General features: G+C 61.7%; 3 protein-coding genes. All 3 read left to right on the top strand.

From position 1 onward, the window contains the following. Positions 1-3,905: non-ribosomal peptide synthetase (locus BFQ03_RS20530; protein WP_065943884.1), on the top strand; the 3,905-nt coding region annotated here is incomplete at its 5' end. A 1-nt stretch (position 3,906) separates the two neighbouring features. Beyond that, positions 3,907-11,760 carry a non-ribosomal peptide synthetase gene (locus BFQ03_RS20535; RefSeq protein WP_065943885.1) on the top strand — a complete coding sequence of 2,618 codons (7,854 nt, stop codon included), beginning with the start codon at positions 3,907-3,909 and terminating at the stop codon, positions 11,758-11,760. 13 nt (positions 11,761-11,773) lie between these two features. Further along, a partial coding sequence (locus tag BFQ03_RS20540) for a condensation domain-containing protein (RefSeq protein ID WP_239695262.1) occupies positions 11,774-13,208 on the top strand: 1,435 nt, incomplete at its 3' end.

Raw genomic sequence — 13,208 nt, forward strand, 5'->3', positions numbered from 1 at the left:
TGACCGCCGAGCGCTTCCTGCCCAACCCGTATGGCGAGCCGGGCGGGCGTTTCTACCGTACTGGCGACCTGGCGCGGTATCGCGCGGACGGGGTAATCGACTACATCAGCCGGATCGACCATCAGGTGAAGATCCGCGGTTTCCGTATCGAACTGGGCGAGATCGAAGCACGTTTGCTGGAACACGCCGAGGTACGCGAAGCGGTGGTGGTGGCCCAGGACGGTGCGCAAGGACCGGTGCTGGTCGGCTACCTGGTGGCGCCCGAGGCGTCAGAAGACACCTTGCGCGAAGCGCTGAAACACAGCCTGCACCAACAACTGCCGGACTACATGGTGCCGCAGTACTGGCTGTTCATGGAGCGCCTGCCCCTGACGCCCAACGGCAAGCTGGACCGCAAGGCCCTGCCCAAGCCGGACGCCAGCCAGGTGCAGAAGACCTATGTGGCGCCGAGCACCGAACGGCAGCGGCAAGTGGCGCAGATCTGGCAAGAAGTGCTCAAGCTTGCGCAGGTGGGCCTGGCGGACAACTTCTTCGAACTGGGCGGGCACTCGTTGCTGGCCACCCAGGTCATGTCGCGGGTGCGGCAGTTGCTGAACGCTGAAGTACCGCTGCGTACGTTGTTTGAACACAGCACCTTGCAGACCTTTGTCCAGGCCTTGGGTGAGGAACAGGCTTGTTCGGCACCGTCCTTGTTGCCTGTGCCTCGGGACCAGGTATTGCACCTGTCCTATGCCCAGGAGCGGCAGTGGTTCCTCTGGCAGTTGGAGCCGCAGAGCGTCGCCTACAACCTGCCTCTGGCCCTGCGCCTGCAAGGGCACTTGGACGTGCTGGCACTGGAGCGCAGCTTCAATAACCTGATTGCCCGCCATGAAATCCTGCGGACAGGGTTTGCGCAGAATGACCTGCAGGTGTTGCCGGTGATTCATGCCCAGGCCGGCCTGCAACTGGAGGTGCAGGCGTTGGACAACGTGGACGGGCTCGATGCTGCGGTGGACGCCGAAGCTCATCGCCCATTCGACCTCAAACACGACGCCTTGCTGCGAGTGAAACTGCTGCGCCTGGGGGCTGACGAGCATGTCCTGATTCTCACCCAGCACCACATTGTCTCCGATGCCTGGTCGATGCAGGTGATGGTCGACGAACTGGTTGAAACCTATGCCGCCTACAGCCAAGGGCAAGCGCCGAGTCTGCCGGCACTGCCATTGCAGTACCTCGACTATGCGCAATGGCAACGGCAGTGGATGGAAGACGGCGAACAAGCACGGCAACTGGCCTACTGGACCGACAAGCTGGGCGGCGAGCAACCCGTATTGGCACTGCCCACCGATTATCCACGGCCGAGTGTGCAGAGCTTTGCCGGCGCGAGCCAGGTGGTGACATTGCCGACCAGCCTGCTGCACTCACTCAAGGCCCTGGCCCAGCGTGAGCAGGTGACGCTGTTTATGCTGCTGCTGGCCTCGTTCCAGACGTTGCTGCACCGCTACAGCGGGCAAAACGACATTCGTGTCGGCGTGCCCATCGCCAACCGTAACCGGGTGGAGATCGAGCGTCTGATCGGCTTCTTCGTCAATACCCAGGTGCTCAAGGCCGAGGTGGACGGGCAGGGTACCTTCAGCGAGTTGCTCGATCAGGTCAAACAGACCGCCCTGCAGGCCCAGGCCCATCAGGACCTGCCGTTCGAACAACTGGTGCAAGCGTTGCAGCCGGAGCGCAGCCTGAGCCATAGCCCGCTGTTCCAGGTGATGTACAACCACCTCGGCGAAGGCCGCAAAGGGGTCGATATTGCCTTGCCGGGCCTGAGCCTATCGGGGCTTGAAGCCCGCGGCCGGACGACACAGTTCGATCTGAACCTGGAAACCTACGAGGCGCACGAGCAGTTGGTCGCGACCCTGACCTATGCGGTTGACCTGTTTACACCGCACAGCATGGCGCAACTGCTCGGCCACTGGCAGAACCTGCTGCACGCCATTGTTGCCGACCCGACGCAGCGGGTTGGCGTGTTGCCGCTGCTGGCCGAGGCCCAGGCTCAACAAGTGCTGCTGGGCTGGAACCAGACTCAGGCCGAGTACCCGCTGCATCTGGGCGTTCACCAGTTGATCGAGGCGCAGGTCGAGCGCACGCCAGAGGCCATCGCCCTGGTGTTCGGCGACACACAATTGAGCTATGCCCAACTGGATGCCCGCGCCAACCAATGGGCCCAGCGCCTCAGCGGCTTGGGGGTTGGCACCGATGTGCTGGTCGGCGTGGCGGCGGAGCGTTCGCTGGAGATGGTCATTGGCTTGCTTGCCGTGCTCAAGGCCGGCGGCGCTTATGTCCCGCTCGATCCCGAGTATCCGCAGGAACGCCTGAGCTACATGATGCAAGACAGTGGTATCGGCCTGTTGTTGACCCAGGCTCACCTGCGCGAACAACTGCCGATTCCTCAAGGGGTGCAGCTGCTTGATCTCGGTGAGTCGGTGGCAACCTTCAGTACCGAGCGACTGCAGCGCGAGCTGGACCCGCAAAGCCTGGCGTATGTGATCTACACCTCCGGCTCCACCGGGCAACCCAAAGGTGCCGGCAACCGGCATGCGGCACTGACCAACCGTCTGTGCTGGATGCAGGAAGCCTATGCACTGGATGCAACGGACGCGGTGTTGCAGAAAACCCCGTTCAGCTTTGACGTTTCGGTGTGGGAGTTCTTCTGGCCGCTGATGACCGGTGCGCGCCTGGTGGTGGCTGAGCCAGGTGCGCATCGTGATCCGGGCGCCCTGGTCGAACTGATCAATCAGCACGCCGTGACCACGCTGCACTTTGTGCCCTCGATGCTCCAGGCCTTCCTGCTGGACGCCCGCGCGGCCAGTTGCGCAGGCTTGCGCCAGGTGATTTGCAGCGGTGAAGCGTTACCGGTGGAAGCTCAGCAGCAGGTATTCAAACAACTGCCGCAGACTCGCTTGTACAACTTGTATGGCCCAACCGAAGCCGCCATCGACGTGACGCATTGGCAATGCGTCGATGAGGGGCGCGACAGCGTGCCGATCGGTCAACCGATTGCCAACCTGGGCACCTATATCCTCGGCCCGGAGCTGGAACCGTTGCCCGTGGGTGTGGCGGGTGAGTTGTACCTGGGAGGCGAAGGCCTGGCTCGCGGTTACCACCGCCGCCCGGCGCTGACCGCCGAGCGTTTTGTGCCGAACCCGTATGGCACCGGGCGCTTGTACCGTACCGGTGACCTGGCGCGGCATCGGGCCAGCGGGGTGATCGAGTACCTCGGGCGTATCGACCATCAAGTGAAGATCCGTGGCCTGCGTATCGAGCTGGGTGAAATCGAAGCGCGCCTCATGGAGCAGCCGTCGGTGGTCGAGGCGGTGGTGATCGCGCAGGACGGGCCGACCGGTAAACGCCTGGTGGCGTACGTGGTACCTGGCGATGCGCAACGGCTGCAGGGCAGCGAGCAGGATCAGTCCCGGTATGGCGCAGCGCTGGGCGCAAGCCTTTCGCGCAACCTGCCGGACTATATGGTGCCAGGGCAGTGGATCGTCCTGGAGCGGATGCCGTTGAGCCCCAATGGCAAGCTCGATCGCAAGGCCTTGCCCAAGGCCGATCCGGTGTTGGCACAACAGGTTTATCAGGCGCCGGAAACCGAGATTGAACAACAGATCGCCGAGATCTGGCAGGGCATCCTGCACATCGAGCGTATTGGCCTGGGCGACAACTTCTTTGATCTTGGAGGGCATTCATTGCTCGCGACACAGGCGGTCTCGCGCATCAACTCACAATTGGGCATCGACATTGCGCTGCGCCTGATCTTTGAAACGCCAACCCTTGCCGAGTTCGCCCAGGCGGTGCTCGAAAGCCGCTCGGCACTGAGCGAAGAAGGGCTGTCGGATATTGAAAAAATGATGGACCTGATGGAGGAGGCTTGAAATGGATAAGACTACCGCAGAGCGTATTGCCAAGCGTTTCATCGGCCTGGGTCTGGAGCAGCGGCGCCAGATCCTGGCGAAGATGAACGAGGCCAATAACAGCTTCAAGCTGTTGCCGATTGTCGCCAGTCGCCATGACGTGCCCCGCATTCCTTTGTCTTTTGCCCAGCAACGCCTGTTGTTTCTCTGGCAGATGGAGCCGCAGAGTTCGTTCTACAACGTGCCGCGTGCGGTGCGCCTCAAGGGCGAGCTGGACGAAAGCACATTGCGCCAGGCCTTTGATGCGTTGGTGCAGCGCCATGAAGTGCTGCGCACCCGGTTCGTATCGGAAGACGGTGCTTTCTATCAGGAAATTCACGATAGCGCGCCGGTGAGCCTGCAACGCATCGACGTGCCCGCTGTGGCCCTGCAAGCGCAGGAGGCCGGGCTCAAGGCGCTGGTCGCCGAGGAATTGGCGCAGCCCTTCGACCTGATCAACGGCCCATTGCTGCGGGTCAAGCTCTATCGTCTTGATGCCCGTGAGCATGTACTGGTGGTGACGGTGCATCACATCGTTTCCGATGGCTGGTCGAGCCAGTTGATGGTCGAGGAGTTTGTCCACCTGTATGACGCTATCGCCCACCAGCGTGAGTCCCAGTTGCCAGTATTGCCGATCCAGTACGCGGACTTCGCCCTGTGGCAACGCAGTTGGATGGAGGCTGGTGAAAGCGAGCGCCAGTTGCAGTACTGGAAACAGGTGTTGGGCGACGAGCAGCGGTTGCTGGCGTTGCCGTTGGACCGCGAGCGTCCACCGGTGCCGAGTTACCGGGGTGCGGCGTTCACCGCCGATTGCCCCAAGGCTGTGTCCCAGGCCTTGAAAAACCTTGGCAGCGAGCGCGGTTATACCTTGTTCATGCTGGTGCTGGCGGCGTTTTCGGTGGTGCTGGCGCGTCAGAGCGGGCAGAGCGACATCCGCGTGGGTGCGCCCAACGCTGGGCGCAATCGCAGCGAAACCGAAGGCCTGATCGGCTTCTTTATCAACACCCAGGTATTGCGGGTCGAAGTCGATGAGCAGCAGAGCTTCGAGCAATTGCTGGCTCAGGTCAAAGAAGCCGTATTCGGTGCCCAGGCACATCAGGACTTGCCCTTCGAACAGTTGGTGGATGCCCTGGCGCCTGAGCGCAACCTGAGTCACAACCCTTTGTTCCAGGTGAAAATCAACCAAAACCTGGCGGCCAGCGGCCTGGGCCAGAGCAGCCAGGGGAGTTTTTCCGCGCTGGGTATTGAAGCCTTCGAAATCGCGGAAAATGACGCGCGCTTCGATCTGGCGCTGGATTTCACCGACACTGAACAGGGGATCCAGATCAGCTTCAGTTACGCGACCGATCTGTTCGAGCGTCGCACCGTCGAGGCGATTGCCGAGTCGTTGCAGACGGTATTGCAGGACATGGTTGCGGCGCCTGCAGCTCTGATTCATCAACGGCCTGCCGTGGCCGGGGTGGCTGGCGAAGAGGCTGCGCAAGATTTTGCGCACAAGCATTTCCTGGCGTTGTGGCAAGCCAACGGGCAAACCCGTGGCGATGCCGGCGCCGTGCGCTGCGAGCAGGAACTCATCAGTTTTGCCGAGCTGGAGCAGCAGTCCAACCGTCTGGCCCGGCACTTGCTCGATCAAGGTTTGCGCAGTGGCGAGGTAGTGGCCCTGGCATTGGAGCGCAGCGTGGCCTGGACCGTAGGCCTGCTGGCTGTACTCAAGGCCGGTGGCGTCTACTTGCCGCTGGATGTGCAACAACCTGCCGAGCGCTTGCAGCAGGTGCTCAGTTGCAGTGGCGCGGCCTGGCTGTTGCGCACGGCGGGGGACCTGCGTATCGATTGCCAGTGCCGGGTGCTTGACTATGACGAGGCGCAGTTTGCCGCGTGCAACGCTGCCCCGCTGAACCTTGAAGTAGCCCTCGAGCAACCGGCATACCTGATCTTCACTTCGGGTTCCACCGGTCAGCCCAAGGGTGTACTGGTCAGCCATCAGGCGTTGGGCAACTACGTGCAAGCGGTTCTGCAGCGCCTGCGCCTGCCGACCGATGCCAGCCTGGCGATGATCTCCACCCTCGCGGCGGACCTGGGGCACACCATGCTGTTTGCTGCGCTGGCCAGCGGGCGTCTGTTGCATCTGGTGCCGCAGGCCTATGCGTTCGACCCGGACCGTTTCGCCCGCTACATGAGCGAGCACCGGGTCGGTGCGCTGAAGGTCGTGCCCAGCCATTTGCACAGCCTGTTGCAGGCCGGCAACCCGGCAGGTGTCCTGCCGGCCCATGTGCTGGTGTTGGGGGGCGAGACGTGTCCCTGGTCATTGGTGCAACAGGTGGCGCAGTTGGCACCGGATTGCCGGATCATCAACCATTACGGCCCGACAGAAACCACGGTCGGCGTATTGACCCATGAAGTAACCGGTGAGCGGCCCGCGACCCTGAGCGTGCCCGTCGGTCAACCGCTGGCCAATACCCGCGCACGCCTGCTGGATGCCTATCTCAACCCGGTCGCAGGACGAGTGGCGGGTGAACTGTATCTGGGCGGTGCCGGTGTGGCTCAGGGTTACCTGAATCAGCCTGGGTTGACTGCTGAGCGCTTCGTCCCGGACCCACAAGGGGGCACGGGGGAGCGGGTGTACCGCACCGGTGACCGTGCGCGCAGTGTCGACGGCGTGCTGGAGTTTCTCGGTCGCGGCGACGATCAGGTGAAAATCCGTGGCTACCGGGTTGAACCTGGTGAGATCCAGCAAATTTTGCGGCAATTGGATGACGTGCAAGATGCAGCAGTGCTGGCGTTGCCGATGGAGAGCGATGCCGGGCGTTTGCAACTGGTTGCCTACTGCGTACTGGCATCGACGACCACGACCGATGCCGAACGACTGACCCGAGAGTTGCAGGGATTGTTACCGGATTACATGGTCCCGGCGCGGATCATTGTGCTCGAACGCTTGCCACTGACGGCCAACGGTAAACTGGATCGCCAGGCCCTGCCGGTTCCGGATGCACAGACTCAAGCCTACGAGGCCCCCAGCAATGAGCTGGAGCAAGTGCTGGCCGAAGTCTGGGCGCAGGTGCTCAAGCTTGAACAGGTAGGCATTGGCGATAACTTTTTTGAACTGGGCGGCGATTCGATTCTCAGCCTGCAAATCATTGCCCGTGCCAAGCGTCGTGGCATCAAGCTGACCCCTAAGCAGTTGTTTGAAAAGCAGACCATTGCCCAGTTGGCGCAAGTGGCCAAATGGGTAGAGGTCAAGGCCCCCACGGCACCGGCCAGCACCCAGCAGATCAGCGGAGCCCAAACACTGTTGCCGATCCAGGCACGTTTTTTTGCCATGGATATTCCCCAGCGCCATCACTGGAACCAGTCGATCCTGCTGCAGCCTCATGTTCGCCTGGATGTGGCCGCGTTGAACCAGGCATTGCAAGCCTTGTACGCACAGCACGATGCGCTACGCCTCGCATTCACGCGACAAGGCGAGCAATGGCGCGCCGACTATCAGGCCAGCGTGCCTGGTGAGCTGCTGTGGACGCCGTCGGCCCTGGCGGCGGCTGATGAGGTCCAGGCCTTGGCCGATCAGGCCCAGCGCAGCTTGAACCTGGAACAAGGCGTGTTGCTGCGTGCGGTATTGATGGAGCTGCCCGAGGGGCAACAACGCCTGCTGCTGGTGATTCATCACACCGTGGTGGATGGGGTGTCCTGGCGGGTGTTGCTGGAAGATTTGCAAAACGCCTACACCCAGGCGGCTCGCGGTGAGCCGGTCAAACTGGCAGACAAGGGCGCTTCGCTGCAAGCCTGGGGCGAGCGTTTGCAGGGCTATGCCCGGAGCGATGAGCTTAAGGCCCAGTTGAGTTATTGGCAGGATTGCTTGCAGGGCTGCGCGGTGGACTTGCCCCGTGACAACCCGGACGGCGGCTTGAGCCTGTCTCAAACCCATGGAGTATCGACCCGCCTGGACCAGGCAACGACGCACAAACTGCTGAAGGTCGCGCCAGCGGCCTACCGGACCCAGGTCAATGACTTGTTGCTGACCGCCCTGGCCCGCGTGTTGTGCCGCTGGAGCCAACAGCCCGCAGTGGCTATCCAGTTGGAGGGGCACGGCCGTGAAGCCTTGTTCGATGAACTGGACATCTCCCGGACAATGGGCTGGTTCACCAGTTTGTTCCCGGTGAAGCTGACTCCGGCCACCGAGTTCGATGCTTCGATCAAGCAAGTCAAGGAACAACTGCGCCAAGTGCCCAACAAAGGCATTGGCTACGGCCTGCTGCGTTATTGCGCTGATGCCGCCAGCCAGGCGGCATTGGCGACCCTTGGTGAACCGCGTATTACCTTTAACTATCTGGGCCAGTTCGACGGCGATTTTGCCGCCGACCAGGGCGCGTTGTTTGTGCCGGCGCCGGAATCCGACGGCGCCGCACGCAGTGAGCTGGGGGAACTGAGCAACTGGCTGAGCATCAACGGCCAGGTATACGGCGGTGAACTGGAACTGAGCTGGACATTCAGTACCGGCATGTATCACCAGCACACGGTGCAGGCGTTGGCCGACGATTACGCGGCGGAGCTGGCGGCGTTGATCGAGCATTGCAGCAGTGCGCAGCACAGTGGTGTGACGCCGTCGGACTTCAACCTGGTGAATTTCACCCAGGCGCAGTTGGAGCGGCTGCCAGTGACGCCACGGGACATCGTCGACCTCTATCCGTTGTCGCCCATGCAGCAGGGGATTGTGTTCCACAACCTGCATGAGCCGGATGGCCCGGCCTACACCAACCAGTTGCGGGTCGACATCCAGCAACTGGATGCCGAGCGTTTCCGCGCAGCCTGGCAGCAGACCCTGGACGCTCACGACATTTTGCGCACGGCGTTTGTCTGGCCGGCGCAGATGAATGCGCCGGTGCAGATCGTACTGGGTAACGTGCCCATGCCTATGGTGATTCACGACTGGCAGGGCCGGGCGAATCTTGAACAGGCCCTTGATCAGTTGGCCCGTGAGGATCTGCAAGCCGGCTTCGCGCTTGATTGTGCGCCGCTGCTGCGGGTAATCCTGGTGCGTACCGGTGCCAGTACTTATCACCTGATTTACACCAGCCATCACATTCTGATGGACGGCTGGAGTACCTCGCAGCTGTTTGGCGAGGTACTCCAGCGTTACGCCGGGCAGGTGCCGGCCGCAGCACAGGGGCGTTATCGCGATTACATCGAGTGGTTGAGCTTGCGTGATGTCCAGGCCAGCCAAGGGTTCTGGCGTGAGGCCCTGGGTAACTTGCAGGAGCCGACTCGCCTGGCTGATGCCGTGGGGCCGCAACAGAGACTGGGCAATGGTTATGCGGACCATGAGCATCTGTTCAGCGCCGAGCTGACCGCACAGTTGAACGGCTTTGCCCGTGAGCAAAAAGTCACCCTCAACACCTTGATGCAGTCCGCCTGGTTGTTGCTGTTGCAGCGCTATACCGGCCAGGCCACGGTTGCCTTTGGTGCCACTGTGGCTGGGCGGCCGACAGACCTGCCTGGGGTCGAGCAGCAGATTGGCCTGTTTATCAACACCTTGCCAGTGGTTGCCACGCCGTCGCCGCAACTGACCGTGGCGCAGTGGATCCAGCAAGTCCAGGACCTTAACCTGGCCTTGCGTGAACACGAACACACACCGCTGTATGACATTCAAAGCTGGGCCGGATTGGGGGCAGGCCCGCTGTTCGACAGTATCCTGGTGTTCGAGAACTACCCGATGTCCGAAGCCTTGCAGCAAGGGCAGGGAAGTGGCCTGGCGTTCTCGCCGATTCGTCGTCAGGAGCAAACCAACTACCCGCTGACCCTGGTGGCTGTGGCGGGTCGCGAGTTGGCCCTGGGTTGCAGTTTTGACCAAGCCTGTTTCGATGCGGCGAGTATCCGGCGTTTGGCCGAGCAACTGGAGCACCTGATGGGCCAGTTCGTGGCTGATGCCAGCCAGCCGCTGGGAATGCTGGAGTTGTTGCGCACAGACCAGCGCCAGGCCGCATTGGCTTGGGGGCAGTCGCCGGGTCGTGTCGTGATTGCTACGAGTGTGGTCGAGCAAATCGAAGCCCAGGTACGACATGATCCGCAAGCGCTGGCGATGCTGTTTGGCGAGGCGCAACTGGATTACGCCACCCTTGATGCCCGTGCCAATCAGTTGGCGCACAGGTTGCGAGCGCTGGGTGTTGGCCCGGAAGTTCGGGTGGGTGTCTGCCTGCGTCGTACCCCGCAGATGATCATCAGCCTGCTGGCGATTCTCAAGGCGGGTGGGGCTTATGTGCCGCTGGATCCGGAGTACCCGCAGGAACGTTTGCTGCACATGCTCGACGATAGCCACGCCTCCGTCGTGCTGACCGAAACGCCGTTGCGCGATGTACTGCCCGCGGTGTTGCAGGCGCAGGTATTGTTGGTTGATCAAGGGCCGCAATGGCTGCACGACTGGCCGCAGACCTGCCCGGCGTCGCTGACCTGCGCGGCCAACCTGGCTTATGTGATTTACACCTCCGGCTCCACCGGCAAGCCCAAGGGCGTGGCCATCACCCATGGCAATGTCACGGCACTGGTCCAGTGGTCGCTGGCGACCTATCCGCGCGAAGCCCTGCAAGGCGTGCTGGCCTCGACTTCAATCTGCTTCGACCTGTCGGTGTGGGAGATCTTCGTCACCCTGGCCGGTGGTGGTTTCATGGTGCTCGCGGACAACGCTCTGGCCTTGCCCGAGTTACCGGCACGCGAGCGTGTACGGTTGATCAATACCGTGCCATCGGCGATTGCCGCCTTGCAGCGGGCCGGGCAGATTCCGGCCTCGGTGCAAACCATCAACCTGGCGGGCGAGCCGCTCAAGCAGGCGCTGGTCGACAGTTTGTACGCCAGCACGGCGGTGGAACGCGTCTATGACCTGTACGGGCCATCGGAAGACACCACCTATTCGACCTTCACCCTGCGTGTGCCGGGTGGCCAGGCGAATATCGGGCGACCGCTGGAAAACACCACGGCCTACTTGTTGGACTCGCAGTTGCAAACCTTGCCAGCGGGCGTTGCGGCTGAGTTGTACCTGGCAGGTGCCGGGGTCACTCGCGGTTATTTGATGCGTCCGGGGCTGACTGCCGAGCGTTATGTACCTGACCCGTTTTCCACGGGGGGGGAGCGGCTGTACCGCAGCGGTGATCTGGTACGCCAGGGCGCAGACGGTGACATCGAGTACATCGGGCGAGCCGACCACCAGGTGAAGATCCGCGGTTTCCGCATTGAGCTGAGCGAAGTCGAAGCCCATCTGCTGGCACATCCTGCGGTGTGCGAGGCGGTGGTGCTGACTCAGGACGGCGCTGGCGGCAAGCAGTTGCTGGCGTATGTGGTGGCTGAACCGGATGTTGGCGACCAGCCAAACCTGGTGGACAGTCTGCGCAGCCGTCTGGCGACCAGCCTGCCGGCGCACATGGTACCAAGCCATCTGCATCTGATCGGCGCCTTGCCCTTGACACCCAATGGCAAGCTCGACCGCAAAGTCTTGCTGGCACTGGGCGGCAACCCACGGCAACTGGCTTACGAAGCGCCGCGCACCGACTTGCAATGGGAAGTGGCGACTATCTGGCAGGAAGTGCTGGAAGTCGAGCAGGTTGGCCTGAACGATAGTTTCTTCCATCTCGGCGGCCATTCGTTGTTGGCGACTCTGGTGGTCACGCGGATCAGCGAACGCCTGGGTGACCAGGTACCGCTCAAGGAGTTGTTTGCCGCAGATACCCTGGAACAGTTCTGTGACCGCATCGAAGCCCTGCGCGCCGATTTGTCGCCGGTTCAGGATGAATTGGCTAAATCTCTGGAGGCCCTCAAACGTCTATCTCTCGATGATCTTGAAAAACTGATTTCTTGAGTGAGGACAACGCGTGCAAGAGTTAATCGAGTCGGTAGGGAAACTTTCGGCCAAACAAAGAAAGGCGCTGGCAGTTCTGCTCAAACAGAAAGGCCTGAACCTTTTCACGATTGCCCCGGTTTTCCAGCGCGCGGCCGAAGAACCGTTGTTGCTGTCCTATGCCCAGCAACGGCAGTGGTTCCTCTGGCAGTGGGCGCCGCAGAGCACGGCCTATAACATCCCCACGGCCCTGCGACTCAAGGGCCGGCTGGATGTCGCTGCGTTGCAACGCAGCATCGAGGCCCTGGTCGATCGACACGAAAGCTTGCGCAGCGTGTTCACTCAACAAGATGATCAGCCCTTGCAAGTGGTCCTGCCAGCAGGGCCTTTTGCACTGGATGTCGATGAACTGCACCTGCCGCAGGGGGAGGCTCTGGAAGCGCACTTGCAGGCATTTGTCGAACAAGAAACAGGCAAACTCTTTGATTTACAGGCGGGCCCGCTGATGCGCGCACGTCTGCTACGTCTGGCCGCTGACGACCATGTGTTGGTGATGACCTTGCACCACATCGTCTCCGATGGCTGGTCGATGCAGGTCATGGTCGAGGAACTGGTGCAGTTTTATGCCGGCTTCAGCCAGGGCCAAACAGTGCAGTTGCCGGAGTTGACGATCCAGTACCCCGACTATGCGCAATGGCAGCGCCAGTGGATGGAGGCGGGTGAGCAGGAGCGGCAACTGGCCTACTGGCAAGACAAGCTCGGCGGCGAACAGCCGGTGCTCGAACTGCCCACCGACTTTCCACGGCCGGCGCTGCAGAGTTTTGCTGGGGCCAGTTGTCGCCTGATTCTTGATGAGGTGCTCGCTGAAAGCCTCAAAACCCTGGCCAAGCGGGAAAACACCACGCTGTTCGTGCTGTTGCTGGCGTCATTCCAGGTGCTGTTGCACCGTTACAGCGGGCAGGAAGACATTCGCGTCGGCGTGCCAGTGGCCAATCGTGGTCGCGCTGAAATCGAGCGGTTGATCGGCTTTTTCGTCAATACCCAGGTGCTCAAGGCTGATATCGATGGCCAGGGCTCATTCATCGAGTTGCTGCGCCAGGTCCGCCAGACTGCGCAGGATGCCCAGGCCCATCAGGATCTGCCGTTCGAGCAACTGGTGGAAGCGCTGCAGCCAGGCCGCAGCCTGAGCCACAGCCCGTTGTTCCAGGTGATGTTCAACCACCAGGCCGAAAGCCGCAGCGATGCGCAAACCGGCCTGAGCGAATTGCACGTTGAACGTCTGGAATGGCAAAGCCAGACTGCCCAGTTCGACCTGGTGCTTAACACGGTCGAGCATGCGCATGGCATCGAAGCGGTGCTCAAGTACGCCACGGACCTGTTCGACGCCAGCACCATCGAGCGCCTGGCGCAACACTGGCAGCACCTGTTGCAGGCGGTAGTGGCTGACCCTACGCAACGTATTGCGCAAT

The organism is Pseudomonas sp. 25 R 14 (genome assembly GCF_900004755.1).
Classification (GTDB): Bacteria; Pseudomonadota; Gammaproteobacteria; order Pseudomonadales; family Pseudomonadaceae; genus Aquipseudomonas; species Aquipseudomonas brenneri.

Excerpts from the sequence above, each read along its gene's own strand:
- BFQ03_RS20535 (WP_065943885.1), top strand. The coding sequence starts at position 3,907 with ATGGATAAGACTACCGCAGAGCGTATTGCCAAGCGTTTCATCGGCCTG.